The organism is Rahnella sp. BCC 1045, from assembly GCF_019049615.1.
In the GTDB taxonomy this organism is placed as follows: Bacteria; Pseudomonadota; Gammaproteobacteria; order Enterobacterales; family Enterobacteriaceae; genus Rahnella; species Rahnella contaminans.
This window is the reverse complement of sequence record NZ_JAFMOZ010000116.1, coordinates 23986-41526: the sequence shown is the minus strand read 5'-3', so window position 1 is coordinate 41526 and position 17541 is coordinate 23986. Positions and strand designations below refer to the sequence as shown.

Below are 17541 nucleotides of genomic sequence, written 5' to 3'. Positions count from 1 at the left end.
GGCGAGAAATTCGTTCCCCGTAAATGCAGCACTCATTGTGCAAGCCCCTTATCAGTAATGATCAGCGGGTAATGGGTAAGCTGCAGGCGACGAGCCAGGTCGCTGCCGGAAACAGGCACCATATCGCTTCCCGGGAGCAAAACTTGCAACGCCTTCAGGCGGCTCTGGTCGGCAACGTTGACCACAAATCCGGTCGCATTGAGACGTGAAAGCTCAGCCCCACGCTGGGCCAGCCACCGCCTGGACAAGTCGTCATCGCCAATAATAAAAACAGGCGGCATACCAGGAAGCGTGAGTTTTCTGGGTGTCACAGCACCGGGTGAAAGCTCGGGGGTGCGGACGGGTAATGCCGATGCCACTGAGACCTGCGCGGGAGCCTGAGGCTGTTCTGCTGTTCCCTGCGGGGGAAACTCACCGGGCTGGTCATTCACCGCATCAAAATAGGTGTCGGTAGGCGCCCCCCCCAGGTCTCCCACCACCGTCAGCGCCGCATAACCCGCTGTGGAACACCCCACAGCGCACATCAAGACCATCATTTTTAAGATTTTCATTTTGGCTCTATCCATGTGAGTTGATTACTGGCCAGCGCAACCCCCTTCAGCGGCGTTGGCATCAGGTATTGTGTTTCGGAGGCTTGCTGAATGGGAGCCAGGGTGTCGAGCTTACCGCGCACGATCGCAATATATGTGGCAGCGGCTTTACCGCCTGCTGGATGGTGATAACACCCGGCCGCTTTAATCCAACTGCCCGGGCTGGCGTCATAGCAGGTTCGAAGGATATTGGCCGCAACGCGCAGGTTGGTGTAAGGGTCGAAGGCATCATAAAAAGACGAGAAAAGATGACCATTCCATCCCAGATTGACCTGAGCGATGCCGACATCTATGCGTTTCAACGGATATTTACGGACAAATTGCAGCAGAGCCTGCCAGGCCGCTTCGCGGGTTTCAAAACGATAGCCTTTACCCGCGACATTAATTGTCCAGGGCCACGGACGTTCTCCATACGGAAGGTGCCGTGAGGTTTCGGTCAGGGCAACGGAATATAACGATTCTGCCGGCACCCGCGCCTCATCCGCAATCTGATGATAGGCAGGCGGGATTTGTTGCAGCTGGGGACTGTTCTTTGCAAACCCGCCAAAAGAGGCCAGCCACAGCATTAGCGTTAAAATGCAGCGAGTTGCCATCCACTTTCCCCTTGCTGCAGGATCACTGGCATTTGCCCCTGACCGTAGGTCATCCACAACCCCTTGTCGTGATTTAGTGTGATTTGTCTGTTTCTGACACGATCGACAGGAATGTTATGACTTATTGCCCATTGGCGTACCGTGTCGTCTTTGCCATCACTTCCTACCAGGTAAATGTCAACCGGTCGGTTGTCCGCCAGGACTGCGGCCAGGCGCGCGTCACAGCGTTCACAGTTATTTCGCACAAATAAAGCCAGTCTTCCGTTTGTGTCATGAGCAAGACCTGCAGCATTACCCATATTGACGGACAATGCGTTCGGGTAGAGCCGGTTCCAGGCAGCATTGACCTCTCGTTGAAATGCCAACTCCTTCTCGGTGCGTTGGTACTCCTCTTTCACCCACAATTCTGCAAGATGGCGACGTTCGGAGCTGCTGTCACTTTCCACGCCAAGTGTCGTCAGAGGGTCTAATCCCGGAGATTGAATGCCTCTCTTGCCCTGTTTAAGATCCTGGTATTTTTGCCATTCCGTATCATTTAGCCCCCATTGTTGGGCCGACTGCAGGGACTTGGTTTGGGCTGATTTATCGCGCAAGGTCTCCAGAACCGAGCTGCTTTGAGCTGAAGTATTCACTGTATTACTTGCATCATTTGCAAAGGCCATACTCGCGAAAAGCAACATGCTGCAGGTTAAAAATGGTAGTTTTTTGTTCATTCAGGGCCTCTACTGAGCGGTTAACCGCTGTGGGATACCGTTAACGGAGAACACAGCTTCATTACCCTCGATGCTGCGCAGCTGCCATCCCCAAGCGGAATCTCCAGGAGATAAGAGTTGCATCTGCGATAAGCTCGTGGCTCCCGTTGGTGCAACAACTGCAAAATTCTGACCGCCCCGCTGTTCAATGCCCGTCAGGATAAACGGCGCAGCCAGAGGCACAATTCTGACTGACCGCTTAGGCTTTTTTGGGGCAGGTTTTTTATTTTTTCTGTCAGGCGTTAGCCCAGTGCTTACAGGAGCTGTGGCGGGTTTGTGAACCTGGTTTAGGGCATCGATACGGGCTTTTAGCGAGGAAATGTCCAGAGCGCTCGCCTGACTGTTATCAAGCTCATACTGCAGCGCTTTTTTCTGTTCACTGAGTTGGCTGCTTAGCTGTTCAATTTTTTGGTTCTGAGCCGCAATCTGCATATCCAGCGTGTTACCTAGCTGTTTCATACCAGATACCACGCCTTCTTTTAACGCAAAACCTTCATCCTGCTCATCCTGCTCTGTCATGCGTTTTTCCAGCATGGCCACCGAAGACGAGAGCTGGCTCAACTGACCGCTGCGGAATGCGGCTTCAAGAGAGTTAAGCCTGATAGCCATATTGCTCATCTGGAGATACAACACCAGGCTCAACACACCGGGAACAACAACAACGACGGCCGCAATGCCAATGGCGGCCCGTTTTAGCAGCTTAGGCTTGCTCACGCTGAGCAAAGGGCGTCGCCCGGCAGTGGGAGTGTGCTCACCGGGGCTGTCATCCATCACGGGGGAGGCTGACGGTTCTTGTTCAAGCAATGTTTCGGTTTCGGGGGTCATTGCACCTCATCCTTACAACGGTTCAGAAAGGTGTAAGGTGCAAAAACGAGGAAAAGAAGGCGATGCTTAACTCAACATTGCCGTTTGAAAATTAGCGGTTACAGGGGGCTGATCAGCAGACGGTGAGTAGCATTAACACAGATGTTCCCCGGAGGGGGCAGACGTTTCCCTTGGCTTGCGGCTGTAGCCTGAATGCGTAAAAGAGCCACAGAGGCTGCAGTGATCGCATCCTCTTGCGTGGCAGCAGAGATACACACATCCTCCAGGTCACGAAACCATAAGGTAACGCCATCAAGGGTATGAACCACATCAACAGGATAGGGCACGAACAACGCGGCAAATTTCTGAGCTTGCCGTTTACGGACATCCAGCTTGCTGACCAGATGAGTTGCCCGGAGGTGTGTATAGCGTTTCAGCATATTCATCGATTTATGACCCGAAATTGCTGCAACCTCCATAACATTCAGCGTTCCCAGTTCAAACAACCGACTAACGGCTTCATGGCGAAGATCGTGAAAATGCAGGTCGTCAATACCCAGTTCTTCCAAGGTGATACGCCAGGCGCTTTTAAAACCATTCGAGGTGTAACTAAAAACGGCGCCATGTGATGGGCCGCAGAACTCGCGTAAAACCTGACGAGCCTTAGATGACAACGGAACATCACGAGACGAACCATTCTTTGTCATCGGTAAATGAGCGACGCCAAGATGCAGGTCAATATACTCCCAGGCCAGTGAGAGGATCTCTCCCTGACGCATGGCAGTTTCAAGGGCCAAATAAAAGATGGCCAGCAATTGAGGGTTTTTAGCCTTCAACGCCCTAACGATTCTGCGTTCCTCAGAAGAAATGAGACGGCGAGTTCTCCCACCGGAAACAGGCGGTTTGCGTACATGCTCAACCGGATTTGATATGCAGGTACCCCATTCGACACGGGCAATATTATACATCGCAGAAAGAAGAGCCATCTCAAGGCGAACGGTATTAGCACTGACCGTTCGCCCTGTGCGTGGGCTGATGCTTGTCAGTCGAGTATCACGGTATTCGGCAATATCAACGGTTGTAATCTCATCCATATACTTTTGAGCCAATGGCATTCTGCGGATCACATTTACCCGATAGAACTCCTGAAGTTGGCCGCGCTTATGAATGGAAACCGTAGAGTAATATTTTTCAAGTGCTTTACCCAAAAGCATCTTTTTTAATCGTTTTTTCGCCACAATGATCCCCCTTTAATAAAAGAGAAAACATACCATCATCTTCTGAATACAATTGCCAATCCGGTGTGTGGACGGCCGCGGGTAAAAAATCAGGCAATTATATGGATATTGGTAGCTACATCTATTCCTATACCGGAACAAACGCCGGCGACAGTACTTTACTCATTCACGTTCTGGGGGGGCAATCTACTGTAAATAAGAGTGTAAACGTTGATGGAAACGACGGTGCATGCGAAAACTCATGGGCATTATATGCTTCGGTAAATGGAATGACTGTCGCACAAGCATCTGACAATAACCCTATGTGGGCCAAAGCCGGATTCATAAGTTTTCCTGTCCCGGCAAAAGGAAATTACACCATTATTTCAGATCCGAACTCGACGTCGGGATGTTCACCAGGGGCATTTAGTGTTGTGGGCTATCAATAAGCCCTCCCCCGAATGAGACATCGTAGACAGAGAATTTAATTCAGTGCACAGATAGCAAAGGCATAGGTAGTGACATCAGGGCACGCAGCGCTCCAACCGTTGCCAGAAGGGGCGCTCCACTTAAGCCGGTTGTCGGTTCCCGTGTCACATTGCCCTCCGCCTCCTAAAAGGGTTTCGTTAGCTGCACACGACACCGTTGCAACAGTTTGGGCACTTCCTGTACGAACAATTGTTTTGTTCATACCTGCATTTTTCCACACACCGGATTGGCAAGAAAGTATGGCACCTGAGGCATCATGGCTTATGTCCCCGTTTACGGTGCAAGATGTGTCAGCCACATTCACTTGATCTAATTGCAATGTACCCGCTGCGGACAGGTTGCTGTCAGACCGCACACTCCCTCCTCTGACCTGCCCCCCCGTATAAATATTTTTATCATTAATGGCACGTACCCAATCCGTATCCGACATATAGAAACCCCCACCGTAGGTTTCATTTAACCACCCCTTAGCCCCCTGAGTGACCAGGAAACCGCCCGTACTGCGAATGTCCCCCCCCGCAGTGACTCCCCCACCTGCTGTCAGACCATTGCTGGCGGCCACGTTAGCGGCATTGACGTTTCCGCTAAAACTCCCTGTCTGGGCATTGACTGCATTGGCATTATTCAGACTGCTGTTTCCCATATTGATATCAGTATGCATCGTGTTTAAATCTGGTTTGCCCGTCGTCGCAAAACGGTAAAGACGGTCACTTTCCTCTCGCGCGATACCTAATTCGTCAGAAGGGATCATGGCGCCAACGTGGCCGCTGGATGTACTGACCCCAAAACTGGCTAAAGGCACGCTCCAGCTGTCCATCGCCCCGGTCACGTTCGCACTTTGCCAGACGTACCCCCCCATACCATCGATGTCGACCGAAATATTTCGCAGTGCGGCATAGGGCAGACTGGCCCCACCTTGGGTTATCACCAGAGCCTGCAACTGGTCGGTATTCGTCGCATTGCGCGTGACAGCCGCACTTATTTGCTGACCGTCTGACGTGATATCACTAAACCCGGGTTCGATGAGTCCCGTATTTTTAAGCATCTGAGGGGTGACAATCACCGGCGCAGTGGTGCCCGCAGCGGCCAGCAAGGTATCATAATAGCGTCCCACGTAGGTTTTAACTGACATCCTGAACCGGGATAACTGCGCAGCTGTCACCTGCCATTCGCGCTGCTGGATATAATCATTGAAATACCCCATAGCCCAGACAGAGACAGACAGAAGAATTAACAGCCCGATACCGGTACTCATGACCGTCCAGCCACGGTCGGCTGACTTCGTTTTTATCGACATACATCACCACATGAATAAAGGTTCGGAAACGTTAAAGGCCATGGCCAGCAACGCGCTATAGCCCAACCAGGGGCCTAAAGGCCCGCCCTGGTTAGCGTCTTGCGAGCCGGCATGCCAGAACGTAAACCCAGCTACGCCGCCCATCAGAGAAAACATTAAAACAGGTGCATCAAACCAAGCGCCTAACCCCGCAGCAAACCAGACATCCCCCATGCCCAGTACTTCACGCTGGGCTAAAGCTCCGCCACCTTTCCGAATAAACCAGCCGAAACTCAGCAGGATGAACGACAAGGCAGCGTGGGAACTCAGGACATGATTACCCGAGGCAACGCATAAACCGGCTGCCAGAAATGGCCACGTGAATTCTCGAGGTAGCCACCCCGTCAGGGCATCGATAAGGCTCATGCGAAAAATAAACAGCGTAAATAAGCACGACGTGACCAATTCGAAAGGTTTGCTGACGGATGCCAACATTAAGATCGTGCTCAGCGCTATGGCGTGCAGCCAGAGGTGCCGTTTGACGCAAGGTTCGTCAGGAGCAAGGAAGTGACAATGCCCATATTCCCGCATCACGCTGGCAACCTGCCGGCTCTCACAACGAAAAATAAATAAAGCCAGACAAAACAGCGGCAACCACAACGGCCACGGTCCCAGGAGAGTCAGTACATCTACAGGGGAGTTCAAAGCACGATCCCCCTCTCCTGTCTGAGCAGACGTTTATAAATGCCATAGATACGGTTGGCGTAGGACTCCCGCGTTTCATGTCGGTCTTGACGAAATCCGGCATTGTAGGAGCCCAAACAGTTCCAGCTGATGCCACAGACCTGAAAATGCGACGCCAAAATCCGCGTACCGATTTGCACATTGAGACATGGCCGTGTAAGCAGTTCGCTTTTATCCGTGATAACGCCTTCACGTATGAGCTCGGGGATGTGTGAAGAATTCACCTGCGTCAGCCCATAATCGCGACTGATTTCACGACCGGTTTTCTTATTACGGTTAATGTTAATGGCGGTGGGAACGAGGTCACTTTCGCCAATGACGATGGCTTTAATCAGAAGCGGATCAATGTGATATTTGGCACCGGCCGCATCAAAACAAAATGCGGCCGCCGGCTGGCACACGACCAGAAGAAGAAAAAACAGAGCGCGTGCCATGCGAGGTTATCCGTTGACTGTAAAGGTAAGCGTATTTTGACCTGTCCCGCCGCTGTCCTTGACGCATTCTTTTGTCGCTGTTTCCGCTGACACATTCCCGTCAGTGTGTGAGGTACTGTTGATGCTGACATCGGCATAAGCGCCGTTACCCATCTTCTGCGCGATAGAAATGCATGCTTCCTGCGGGATATTGGCAGAGGACAGCGAGAATCCATTGTTGAAGCCCCCTGAGGCCAACGGAGTCAGTATCACCTGACCACCGAAGGTATTGGTCATGGTGGCAGTCCCCGAGGTTTCGTCACCCTGAATGGTCATACCCTTTGCGCCACCAGCTGCGATCACGGTGCCCGTCATCGTGCTGGCACTGGTGAAATCATACCCGCTGGCCCCCTTAAAATTCCCCCTGACATAAGTGATGATGCTTTGATAATTGGTGGTTTCCATGGCGACATCTTTCTGCGTCCACAATCCCCACAGTTTGCTAACAACGTACACGATGACAACGAGTGCAATGATGCCAATAGCACCATTTTCAATAATCCCCCACCCACGGTCGGGTTGGCGGCGAACGGAAACAGGTAACGGATGAGCTGACATAAGAATTCCTTTAGTGAGGAGACATTTGGGTCATGTCCTGAATTTGCATCACCATGCCCAGCATAAGTAAGAAGAAAGTGATTATCAGAAACAGAGAGAAAAGTTTGGCCACGTTTGCGCGCCGGCCAACTAATACGAGAACCTGCTCGAGCCAGCGGTCGGCGTAGTTACTGATGAGCGCAGAAGCACCTTCGCCCTGCCCCAGGATCGAGAGATAATTGACCGACTCCTGGCTGGGGAACTGATACCCACAATCGCGCAGTGATCTTCCCAGCCCTGCACCGTGACTAAAACCGTCAATCACAGCGTCGAGGCGCTCCCGCAGCCAGGGGGAGCCAAAATCATGCAATATTCTGACAGCTTCACGATGCGGCACGCCGGCCTCAAGCAGCGCAGAGACGTTCATGAGAAAAACGGCACCCTGCAGATCCTTATAAATTGACCACGGCATCAGCCGGTCAGCAAAACGACGCAAACGGCCACGCCAGCGCGGCAGTGACCACAACACGAGCACCACGCCCCCGACACCTCCGAGTGCGAGTGCGCTGCCGTAGGCCGTTGTGAATGCCGAAACCTGATTCATGAATCCGAGGGAGCCCGTCCAGGACTGCGGAGAAGATACTTTGCTCAGCGTAGGAATAAGCAGCCGGTTATTCACCGTCAGCAGACCGGCTCCCAGGGAAAGCAGGAGCACCGGGTAAACAGAAGCCATCAGCACCTGTGCCATAATCCGCCGCCGCGCGACAATCAACTTGTCGGCTTGCTTGAGTGAACGCGGCACGCTGCCACTTCGGATACCCGCGCTGATAAGCGCGGCCTCCTCCCAGGGAACCCAGGAGGCAAGAACGTCCGGCAGAGAATGGCCTGCACTGTTATCGGCAAGTGCTTCGAGGCAATCCTCTACCAGCTCAATGTAAGGATGCCAGCGACGGCCAAAATCAGTATGCACCTCACCGATCATCGTCAATGCTTCTTGAAATGACTTCTTGTTTTCCAGCAGAAAGCGCAGCGTCTCGTAAAAAGGTTGCCGATATTTACCGGTGAAGGTCCTGCGCACAAGCTCATAGCGTATTCTCGGTAACAGGCTCATCTCTTGTGCACGGTAGGAAACGGTAGAATTTTTAGACATGAGGAACCTCACAGGACAGCAATTCGTCTTCATCCAGCGGGCAGACCAGATCGCCGTCCAGCGGGTCTACGACGCCTTCGGCCAGCCGCCTCAAAAGATGTATGCGACGGCTGATGCCCCCCAGATGCTGTAACCAGTATTGACGCGCGACGGAGGTCCCGTGCGACAATAACAGGCTCATAAAGCGGGCATCCGGGCGGATCACTTCGGCCAGCACGGTGCGGCCGTTCACGCCGCGACTGACGATGCGTCCAGTAAGCTCAACCTTTTTTTGGCAATGCTCGCAGCCGTCGGGATGACGAAACCAAAGCTGCTCCGGTGAGCAAATGCCGGGTTCATTGCAGTATTTCTCCAACCTTTCCCGGACATGCACATCAAGTGTTGCGACCTTCTCAGACCAGGGTATGCGACAGAGCGGACACAAGGTCTGAGACAGGCGCTGACTGAGCAACCCAACCATGATTTGCGGGTCAGCAATGAGCTGCAAATTGACGCCCATCGAACTGATGCGAGCAATGGCGCCGGCGGCGCTGCCCGCGTGGAGCGTACTAAAAAGAAAATGGCCAGACTCGACGGCGTGGATAGCCGCCATGACGGAGTTACGCTCCTGCATTTCCCCGATCACAATAGCGTCGGGATCGGAGCGAAGTGCAGCGGCGTTGGACTCTTCCCAGGCTTCCGCCACGTCTTCACGAGCACTGGTTTTAGGCATCACTGAGGTTTGAATAGCCCCGGCAATACGCCCCTCAACGGGAAATTCGATGGTTAACAGGCGTTTTTTACCCCGAGTACGATCGAGCCAGAGCCGGCTAAATGTGCGCAACGTCGTACTCTTCCCTGAACCCGTTGGCCCCGTCAGCGACATCATGCCTTCCGGTATCCTCAGGATTTTTTCAATCAGTGCCCGTTGCTCGGGCAAGAAACCAAGTTGTTCCAGGGTAGGCACTTTATCGCTGTCGTCTGGGATAATACGCAGCACGACATAAAGACCGTCTGGCGTAGGCATATGCTGATAACGCGCCCCAAACACCCCGGCACGGCGGGCATACTCTGAGCCCACCCTGCCCTTTTGCGCAATCTGTGCGAGGAAATCCATTGAACGCAAATCGCACATAGAGCGGTAAATCGTCGATACTAGGGACAATCCTTCGTCATAGGTCAACTCATCGATGACTTCAAGCTCGCCGTGTATGCGCATTTCAATAATGGTAATATTTTCATTACTGCTCAGCGTCAGATGGATGTCCGAGGAATCCAGTTGCCCGGCAGCCGCCATATAGGCCAGCACTTTTTGCTGGGTTGCACTCAGATCGAGAGAATTCTGGCCTGCTAACGAACCGTTCCCGTTGTTGAGTTGCTTTCCCCGTCGGGCATTGAGCTCACTAAGCGACACGAACTCTTTCGACGCCAAAGGGTAAGCCTCGACCATATCCATAACCCAACGCTGCACCCGGGGATCGCTACGGCGGTTAGTGTCAATCACCAGTCTGATGGCTCCATGACTGTCGGGAACGTCCTCAGCCAACACAAAATCCATAATTTCACTGTTCGGTTGCATAATATTTCCTGATTGGGATTTAAAAGGACAGTTCGGTTCCGTCACTGAGCTTGACGGTATTCACGGTGATTGATTTGACCGACACCTTGCTGTCCGGCAACTGATCGCCGACAGAAACCTCAGTCACTCCGCCCTGAGGCAAAACAATACGGGCGCGCAGCTGAGAACCACGCCCGTAAATTTCCTGCAAACGGACAGAAACCTGGCCGCCTCTGTCTGAGGCAGCTCTGGCCGCTTGCTGAACAACACCGGTTGTTGGCGGGCCGGAGGGAATGAAAGGCAGCGACGGGGGCACATTAGCAGCCTGGCTCGTCTGAGTTTCGCTTTCACTTTCACGCAACTGCCGCGTGAGTCGGGCGGTCTGTACCTGCTGTTCCAGAAGGAAATTGCGCGACTGAATAGCTTCGAGCTGGCCAATTGTGACATTCCCGGCCTCAGCAGAAACGGGGGTTTCTGCAGCCAGGCTTGGCTGGCAAAAAGCCGCAAAAATGCCCAGCAGCCAAAACCGGGAGGCGGGGTTAACGTTGTGCATAAAGACTCCCCTTAACGGTGTAGTCAAACTGCCCCTGAGGGCTAAGCGTGAAAGCAATACTGAAGAGACGAAGCCCGGTATCATCACAGCCAGCCAGCATCCACTCCGGGGCCAAACGGGCATTGACGGCGAAGGTAAACTCACGCCAGTCCTGAGGAGGGGGAGGATTTGCCGCACCGGGAATAACCTCAGGGGGTTTTATCTCCGTAAACTGAACGTGGATATCGCGCCGCTGCAGGTGGGAAACAAACCGCATAAGCTGCGTGTCCGCATCGGGTAAGTCCTCATCTCTTGCTGGCTGACCGCTGGGGGCGTAAGGCACATTAACGTCGCCGTTCTGTCCGCCTTCTTTCAGGTTAAACACCGCACGCTGACCAAAAATCTGTTTGGCCCGGCTGGCAAAATCATTGACCGTAGTTCCGGGCATGGCGACATACCGTAAACGTAATCCCGACTGAGTGCATTCGCCGGCGATAAGCCGCCATCCCACCACCGAAACGGGCAAGGGTTCGCGGGTAAACCAACACTGGCTCAGAAATCCAGAGGACGGTAATAGGGAAGCCCAGGGGTGAACAACTTTTGGTTGCACACGGGGTTTAGTTGCTGCCAGAGCTTGCTGCGCCTTGTACTTCGCCAGCGCCGCCGCCTGCCTGGCCTGCGCGGTAGCATCATCACGCCAGTAATAGAGAGCGGCACAGCTCCCTACCGCCACCAACACCAGTGCCCCTAACGTTGGCAGCGAGGGGATCTGCCGTAGCTGAGCGCGACGACGTTGCTGCCGGGTTAAGCCATTCCCCAGGCTTTGCCAGGATTGGGGGGCCTCAGGTGTGGCAGAGCAATACCAGTCACTCTGCATGTCCCCGGGCTCATTGAATTCAATGAACCGTTCGCGAGCAGCGTTTACCTCCCGCAACGTACCGGACACATCGCCCATGACGGAGAGACGCCCACCGACTGTGGCGAAGAACACCCAGCGGTCCGCCCCTTCTTCAAGCCTGTAAATGCCGTAGCTGTTTCCCCCTTCGCGCATTAAAAATGCAGCAGCCAAAGAAAAGAATCGAACACCACGCCGGGCGCGGGCTGGCCGGGCAAAACCGATCATTCTGTCGGGTTTCCTTCCCATACGGATCCGATGAGTATCGCCGCGAGAATGCCCCCAAAAATGGACCTTTTCCCCCTTCTCATCTTGCCAGCGCAGACCTGTCAGCCACGCAGCTCGCCCCTGAATCAGTACAGACTGGGTAGTTGGGGTTAATTTTTCCTTTAGGTTTTTCATAATTACCTCAGCAGCACAGGCGTAATGAGAATAACGAGCGTGGTGCGTGTAGACGCCCCATTTTGCCCTCCCCCCAACAGCCAGTTACCCGGCGTAAAGGTGCCCTGTTTGTCTGCTGAAGTCGTAACCTGATCGGAGCCGGTCAATACCAGCGTTTGGCCGCTGCGCATGTTGACTTTCTGGGTCATCGCCTCGGTTGACGTGTTAGGAATATCATTACGGGTGTTTCCGTCTTTACTGATAAACGACTCAATTTTTGGCGGGCTGGTGTAGCTGAAAGCGAACTGCAATTGCACATCACCGTTTTCCTGGATGTAGGGCAACATTGTCATGAAAAGACCGGTGGTCAGCGTCGTGGTCGTCATGGTCGAAGTGACCCCCACATTCGCGGTTGCCGTGGAACTTGAGGACGTCATGATCCCCTGTTGGTTAGAAAGCTGGTAGGGTACGGGGGTCAGGTTCGTCGTTGCCCTGGCCTGACTGGTGAGTACGCTGACGTTTCCCTGCTCAGACAACGCTTTGATAAAGAGCTGTGAACCGGAAAAACGCGCAGCATCGCCTGTGGCGCTATCGAGAATTGCCAGGCCAAGACTGCTGGCTGATGAAGACGCGTTCGTGAATGTGCCGCTGACCGTAGCGCCAAAATTATGCAAAGATTTGGCAATCAGATCTGTATCGATGCCGTTATTCTCTGTACGGGAATGTGTGTAACTGAGGATTTCGATATTCAACTGAACCTGACGGTTCAGGACAGTATTTTGATATTCAACATACCGGCTAACGCGTTCGAGTACTTCCGGCGTATCCGTCACGGTCAACGTACCGCTGGCGGAAGAGAGCCAGTAACGCCCTTTTGCAGGCGTCAGCATTTTTTCAACGGTATTACGGATATCATCATAGAGATTGCTGCTAAGGTCATATCCCGTTTTTTGTAAGGAATTGACGTCTCCCGTTGTCCCCCCTCCCGTACCACTGCCCGCTCCCATTGTGTTCCCCGCTCCTGAATTGATGCTCGCTGAGCTGTCAATTTTGGTATTGAGGATCACCAGTTGAAACGTCCGCGTATCCATTTGGTAAAAAACAATATCCCCATGGTCATTACGCCAGGACAGCCCCAGGCGGCTGGAGATAATTTCAAGTAACCCGCGCAGGTTGCCCTGCCATTTGAGGCCGGTGAGAACGGCCTCAGCCCCTGAGGCGGCTCCCCCTTGCTGAGCCTGTCCACCGAGTAGCGGCAATGGAACGCGACCATTATCATCAGGCGCGGGCAATTTGCCTGACATTTGCTGCGTCGTTACATTACCCCCACCCGTGGAGACCAGCGCTTGCAATGCATCAGGCGTGATAGTGACACGCAGTCCGCACATTGCCGTAATACGCTGACCAATTTCAGGTAAGGTCATTCCTTCAGGACGGTTAATCGTGATCTGGCAATCGGGGAGCGTCTTGTCATCTGCTGACTCAGCCACCGGGATCACCGGCTTGAGATTTACCCAGGGTTTATCTGTCCACGTTACGGCATCTTGCGTCATTGATGTGCGGCTTTTGACTATGCGCTGAGCGGAGTTGCCGTCGTCCTGCGCCTTACTGTCCATGCGGTTAAATTCAGTACACCCTGCCAACGTCACCAACGCGGCCATCATCGCGGCATGGAGAGCGGGTCGGGAAAGACAATACTTCTGCATTCTCGATTCCTTCAGTTGAGATAAACAACATTGCCTTCCGCCACGCCGGCAGGAAGGGATAAATTCATATCGGTGCCATCAGACATTTTCAGACGTCCGCCTGACACCATGCAGACCAGAGCAGAACCTGCCGACTGGTTGTTCAGGGAATAGACCAGACTCGGGCGGTCCGCAGACCAGACCCAGAGCCTGCCTCCCTGAATTGCCGCCTGAATATGACTGTCAGGGACCGGAACCATGCCAAACTGCCCAACGGCAATCGGCCCATCGGCAAGCTGACGGGTGTATCGCCAATCATTGACAGCACTGGCAAGACGGAGCATGTCTGAAGCGAGCCGGTTGGCATTCAACAGGGTCTCCTGTTGCTCGAAACGGGAAGCTTCCCGGGTCTGAACGTTGCCGACAATCAGCAATAAAATCAGAGCCAGTGCGGCGATGGCGTATCCCATCAGTTACGGCCGGGCTGGTCACTGACCGAAACCAGGCACTGCATGCGGCTGGCGGCGGCGTAAAGCGGTTTGTCCGCCTGGCGATACAGGTCAAAAACCTGAACCAGTACCGACTCGAAGTTGCCGTGGAACGTCAGAGGTGCGTCAATACGGTAGTCAAGCGATACCGGCCAGATAACAACCCAACTCCCGCCGTTTTCACACTTCGCCGTTCCCGCCCAACGCGTCAGAGTTTCTTTTAAAGTGGATCCCACTTCAGCGCTCCACAGTTGACCTGAGGGCGCGGCTATTACAGGGCGCCCGGGAACAAATGCCGGAACCGTTGGCGCTGCCGCCGGGGATGGGAAGCTGTGCGTAAGCGGACGGGAAACTGCCGGAACTGTCTGTAGAGGTCTCACACTTCCCGCTGTTTTTACGGCAGCAATCGGTATTGGTGCTGACGGTTTGACCAAAGCCTGTGCAGGCTGATGTGCCTGAGGAGAAGACGTTATTGAAACGCCAGAGACCCGACCAGGGGGCACTGCGCTTGCCATTTGAGGCCCGCTTTTCATTGCCGTAAGCACAGGTGAAGGCACGGGGATACTTTCCGGTTTTAACAAAAGCTTAGGCTGTCCCTGCGCAGGAGCGGAAAGCAGAGCTGAAGAAGGGTGAGTTCCTGAGGTAAGTGAACCAGAAGGCGATGCTAAGAACCCATCACTCGCCACCCGCGGTGCAATAACAGGTGTCACGGGATTACCTATATAAGCCGCAGTCACCGTTTTAGGCGCAAAATCACGATAGGCATCGCGGAGCGTAAAGCAAACTTCGCGGTTCACATCATCCACCCGTAACCGCCAGGCGGGCCCTGCCAGAACCTGCAATGCTTCACTTAAACGAACAGGCCCAATTGAACGCTGTACTGCAGGCAAAGGACGGCTTAAAAGCTCCGAGAAGACGGATGAGGAAGAAGGGCAAAGAGAGTAACCGGACTCGAGCAGCAGATAGCGAAATCCATCGCCAACTGAACGCACTAATTGCGCCGGCATGGTGATCTCAACCATCTGATTTAACGGGTCACGCTGTGCGTCGTCTGGCCGGGCGCTGACCAGGGTGTATTTATCATAACGCACTACTTCGGGGGCTTTGCCCTGGTAAATGTCGCTAACGCGGGGGTCTGCGGGGATCCGAGACAAAGCGTCTGAAGACGTGCCGTTATTGGCGCACCCGGCGGTCAGCAATGACAGCGTAAGCCATGCCAGTTTGTGCCCGGGATGCAGGGTCAGTTGTGCCATCAATGTTCACCGTAAAAGTCATCCGAATGAGAGACGGATATTCTGACGGCGGCACAAAGCGGGACAACGTTAAACTCTTTCTGGAAACTGAAGAAAAACCGGCTGACACCGATAAAGATAAAAGGTGTGGGAGAATGAAGATGAATGCATGAATTGGCTTTTTACATCCGAGAACGCCCTAACGGGAATCAACGTCATTTCCCTCTTAATGAGCCCTCTGTTTCTATGCTGGCTTTGTGTGAGCTATGTCAGACACAAGCATATGAGACAATGGCCCGCAAAAGCTGCATTCCATTTCACCTCGTCAAGCGCACTGAGCAAAATACGTGATGATGGAGTGATTCGGGCAGGAAGGAACGGTACGGTCTTTTGCACCCTCAATCCAAAACTATCGAGGGTGGGCTCGGGTAAAACCAAAACAAAAAGTAAAACACCCCCCGCTGTGGTTTTCAGAAAGGATGCCCTAAAGCAATTTCGTAAGAATGACGTTTTTTGGGCCGCACTCATCAATGGACACCGATTTTATGGGATCATTTTCTGCGAATGTCTCCCCAAGAAAAAAGGCGACATTGTCATATTAAAAAGCCGTTCCTATCTGAACGTGCTAATTATTGAAGATGCTGTAATAAAAATGCCCGCAGGAAAAAGAGGTTTCGCCATTCGCTACCTTTCATTTATTACCGGTTCACATAAATGGCTGTTTCCCCTTCTGCCGCTTATATCCACATTATCCCTATGGCATCTCGTCTGGCATAAAGATGTCCCAATGGCTTATCAAATATACATAATAAGTTTTGGGCTGGTATTTTTTCCCGCATGTTTCTTTGCTAATTGTTCAGTGATGAAAAGGCTTATAAATGACGAGGGCCCAAACCAGCAATAAATAAATCGACGTAATAAACAGACCTAGCTCAGCATCCAGCCCTATTATCACACCTATCCGCACGGTCAGAAAGAAGAGGAAGTTTATCAAAAAACCCGTGAGCGAGGGTGCCGTCAGCGCTAAGGCAAACTGAGATGATATCAGCAGTAAAATGGTAAACATCAGAGCGGTCTCGTTGTACCCAATGAGAAATTCAAAGTATAACCACTCACCTATCGCGACAATTTTTCTGCCTAAAGCTCGCATCATGATATTTGCCTCTCACACAGATGCATTATTTGTCTGGAGAGCTGATTTTGTCCGGAGATCGCCGCGTAAGAAAGGAGTTATCCGGTTCCCAACTTATAAGAATAACGGGCCGTTGATAAATCAGTCAGCAATTAGGAATTGTGATAGTTGAGATTGTGATGCGATAAGAGCTGCTATCAGGAGGATACTTAATTTTCTGGAGAAACGAGTTTAACGGTTTTTAGCAGCAGAAAGCATAAAAAAAACGCCGGACAAGCCAGCGTTTCGTGCAAAAAAAATGATTGGATTAATCAGGGTAAAAATCCTGATTCATAAACTGCTCGAATGACCACGGGCAAACAGTGGGAAACACGGAGCGCTTGATGTTTGTCTCACGCTCGGCACTGATCACTGCATCACCGTAAGCATCTCCTATGATCTCAGGCAGTTTATGCTTGAGGCTCGGACTTTTCTTGAGGCGGCGCTCAATCTTGCGGCGTTGCTCCTCGATGGTGAGTTGCCAGCTTCGCCCCTGTCGGTCGGACTGGAACTGCCATTTCAGCAGGTGGATAAACAAAATTTCGAGGCGAGATTCCAGCTCGTTTTCAGCGCTTGTTCCCATTGCCTCAATCTCCTCCAGAAGGTTCTGTGTATCCAGTTCGCTGAGGCTCCCGGAACGCAGCAAATCAGCCTGTTCCCTGGTCCAGCCATAAAAATCAGTATTATAACGGTTAGTCATAGTGTCCTCCGCTAACAGCTCACATTACCTTCAATAAGGTGAGTCTGTCAGAGAATCAAACGCCAGTCAAAGCTGGCGAAGAGTGATGCACATAAGCCTTCAAACAACGTAAGCAGCCAAAACTTCCGGATCCTCAGCATCGAAAAGTTCAGCTTCCATTAGCGCTAACACTTCCGGATGCAGACGCCAGAAAGGGGCAACATCGGCAAGCAGAAGCTGTCTGGCCTCATGCCTGAGCGCTTTCAGGTGCGTCATCATTATTCTCCAATAAAAAAGGAGAATCCCCCTGGAGGAG

At 52.7% G+C, this 17541-nt stretch carries 20 protein-coding genes; 2 read left to right on the top strand and 18 right to left on the bottom strand.

Translation table 11 applies throughout. The features are described 5' to 3' along the window. Positions 1 to 32 precede the first annotated feature (32 nt). From J1782_RS08280 to J1782_RS08260, 5 genes are all read right to left on the bottom strand, one after another. Positions 33 to 551 carry an integrating conjugative element protein gene (locus tag J1782_RS08280; RefSeq protein ID WP_217152876.1) on the bottom strand — a complete coding sequence of 173 codons (519 nt, stop codon included), beginning with the start codon at positions 549 to 551 and terminating at the stop codon, positions 33 to 35. Next, entirely contained in the window at positions 548 to 1183 is a 636-nt protein-coding gene (locus J1782_RS08275) for a transglycosylase SLT domain-containing protein (RefSeq protein WP_217152875.1), read from the bottom strand. Before J1782_RS08275 ends, J1782_RS08280 begins: the two co-directional genes overlap by 4 nt. Next, positions 1162 to 1896 (bottom strand): TIGR03759 family integrating conjugative element protein, encoded by a 735-nt coding sequence (locus J1782_RS08270; protein ID WP_254302993.1) that lies wholly within the window; start codon positions 1894 to 1896, stop codon positions 1162 to 1164. The genes J1782_RS08275 and J1782_RS08270 overlap by 22 nt, the downstream gene beginning before the upstream one ends. Positions 1897 to 1905: 9 nt before the next feature. After that, a complete protein-coding gene (locus J1782_RS08265) occupies positions 1906 to 2760 on the bottom strand; it encodes a plasmid transfer protein (protein WP_217152874.1) in 855 nt (284 codons plus the stop codon). Positions 2761 to 2858: 98 nt separating this feature from the next. Continuing rightward, the gene (locus J1782_RS08260; RefSeq protein WP_217152900.1) at positions 2859 to 3953 is read right to left on the bottom strand and encodes a site-specific integrase; all 1095 of its coding nucleotides are present in this window, start codon (positions 3951 to 3953) and stop codon (positions 2859 to 2861) included. A 125-nt stretch (positions 3954 to 4078) separates the two neighbouring features. Between J1782_RS08260 and J1782_RS08255 the strand changes: the two genes are divergently transcribed. Next, complete coding sequence (locus J1782_RS08255; RefSeq protein WP_217152873.1) at positions 4079 to 4405, top strand: prepilin, shufflon protein A; 327 nt, start codon at positions 4079 to 4081, stop codon at positions 4403 to 4405. A 35-nt stretch (positions 4406 to 4440) separates the two neighbouring features. Here J1782_RS08255 and pilV read toward each other — a convergent pair whose 3' ends face one another. From pilV to J1782_RS08200, 11 genes are read right to left on the bottom strand one after another with little or no spacing between them, the layout of a single operon-like run. Then, positions 4441 to 5742 (bottom strand): shufflon system plasmid conjugative transfer pilus tip adhesin PilV, encoded by a 1302-nt coding sequence (gene pilV / locus J1782_RS08250; protein ID WP_217152872.1) that lies wholly within the window; start codon positions 5740 to 5742, stop codon positions 4441 to 4443. Positions 5743 to 5745: 3 nt separating this feature from the next. Next, positions 5746 to 6426: an A24 family peptidase gene (locus tag J1782_RS08245; protein WP_217152871.1), complete on the bottom strand. Its 681-nt coding sequence runs from the start codon at positions 6424 to 6426 to the stop codon at positions 5746 to 5748. Continuing rightward, positions 6423 to 6899, bottom strand: coding sequence for a lytic transglycosylase domain-containing protein (locus tag J1782_RS08240; RefSeq protein WP_217152870.1), 477 nt, complete (start codon positions 6897 to 6899; stop codon positions 6423 to 6425). Before J1782_RS08240 ends, J1782_RS08245 begins: the two co-directional genes overlap by 4 nt. 6 nt (positions 6900 to 6905) lie before the next feature. Beyond that, entirely contained in the window at positions 6906 to 7496 is a 591-nt protein-coding gene (locus J1782_RS08235) for a type 4 pilus major pilin (protein ID WP_217152869.1), read from the bottom strand. Between the two features lie 10 nt (positions 7497 to 7506). After that, entirely contained in the window at positions 7507 to 8625 is a 1119-nt protein-coding gene (locus tag J1782_RS08230; protein WP_217152868.1) for a type II secretion system F family protein, read from the bottom strand. Next, positions 8618 to 10183 carry a GspE/PulE family protein gene (locus tag J1782_RS08225; protein WP_217152867.1) on the bottom strand — a complete coding sequence of 522 codons (1566 nt, stop codon included), beginning with the start codon at positions 10181 to 10183 and terminating at the stop codon, positions 8618 to 8620. Before J1782_RS08225 ends, J1782_RS08230 begins: the two co-directional genes overlap by 8 nt. Positions 10184 to 10202: 19 nt before the next feature. After that, complete coding sequence (gene pilP, locus J1782_RS08220) at positions 10203 to 10715, bottom strand: type IV pilus biogenesis protein PilP (protein WP_217152866.1); 513 nt, start codon at positions 10713 to 10715, stop codon at positions 10203 to 10205. Next, the gene (gene pilO2 / locus J1782_RS08215; RefSeq protein WP_217152865.1) at positions 10702 to 11991 is read right to left on the bottom strand and encodes a type 4b pilus protein PilO2; all 1290 of its coding nucleotides are present in this window, start codon (positions 11989 to 11991) and stop codon (positions 10702 to 10704) included. The genes pilP and pilO2 overlap by 14 nt, the downstream gene beginning before the upstream one ends. Positions 11992 to 11993: 2 nt before the next feature. Then, complete coding sequence (locus J1782_RS08210) at positions 11994 to 13676, bottom strand: PilN family type IVB pilus formation outer membrane protein (protein WP_217152864.1); 1683 nt, start codon at positions 13674 to 13676, stop codon at positions 11994 to 11996. Between the two features lie 11 nt (positions 13677 to 13687). Beyond that, positions 13688 to 14125 (bottom strand): type IV pilus biogenesis protein PilM, encoded by a 438-nt coding sequence (gene pilM / locus J1782_RS08205; RefSeq protein WP_217152863.1) that lies wholly within the window; start codon positions 14123 to 14125, stop codon positions 13688 to 13690. Then, complete coding sequence (locus J1782_RS08200) at positions 14125 to 15396, bottom strand: TcpQ domain-containing protein (protein WP_217152862.1); 1272 nt, start codon at positions 15394 to 15396, stop codon at positions 14125 to 14127. The genes pilM and J1782_RS08200 overlap by 1 nt, the downstream gene beginning before the upstream one ends. 262 nt (positions 15397 to 15658) lie before the next feature. Between J1782_RS08200 and J1782_RS08195 the strand changes: the two genes are divergently transcribed. Further along, a complete protein-coding gene (locus J1782_RS08195) occupies positions 15659 to 16279 on the top strand; it encodes a hypothetical protein (protein WP_217152861.1) in 621 nt (206 codons plus the stop codon). Between the two features lie 535 nt (positions 16280 to 16814). On the opposite strand, the gene J1782_RS08190 is transcribed toward J1782_RS08195, so the two are convergent. Further along, positions 16815 to 17246 carry a DUF29 domain-containing protein gene (locus tag J1782_RS08190; protein WP_217152860.1) on the bottom strand — a complete coding sequence of 144 codons (432 nt, stop codon included), beginning with the start codon at positions 17244 to 17246 and terminating at the stop codon, positions 16815 to 16817. A 99-nt stretch (positions 17247 to 17345) separates the two neighbouring features. Continuing rightward, a complete protein-coding gene (locus J1782_RS08185) occupies positions 17346 to 17504 on the bottom strand; it encodes a hypothetical protein (RefSeq protein WP_217152859.1) in 159 nt (52 codons plus the stop codon). Between the last annotated feature and the right edge of the window lie 37 nt (positions 17505 to 17541).